The organism is Massilia solisilvae (assembly GCF_024753215.1).
GTDB lineage: Bacteria > Pseudomonadota > Gammaproteobacteria > Burkholderiales > Burkholderiaceae_D > Telluria > Telluria solisilvae.
Window position 1 is genome coordinate 1 of sequence record NZ_JANUGV010000030.1, and the last position, 227, is coordinate 227.

Sequence of the window (227 nt, forward strand, 5' to 3'; positions counted from 1 at the left end):
GTGCTGGTGGGCGCCACGTTGGCGGACGTGATGGTGACGGCGACAGGCTTCGCATCGCTCAACGCGCCATCGGAGACCGACACGCTGAAGCTGTCGCTCTGGTCGCTGCCGTAGCTGTTGGCGGTGTAGCTCACTTTGCCGTCGATGACGTCCTGCTGCGTGAACGTGGTGGCCGCCGTGCCGCTGACCTTGATGGTGCCCTTGCCCGGTGCGCTGGTGACGGTGTA

General features: G+C 65.6%; 1 protein-coding gene. It reads right to left on the bottom strand.

Annotated features, from left to right (window positions below; translation table 11 throughout):
- A partial coding sequence (locus NX773_RS23475) for a cadherin-like domain-containing protein (protein ID WP_258858650.1) occupies nucleotides 1–227 on the bottom strand: 227 nt, incomplete at both ends.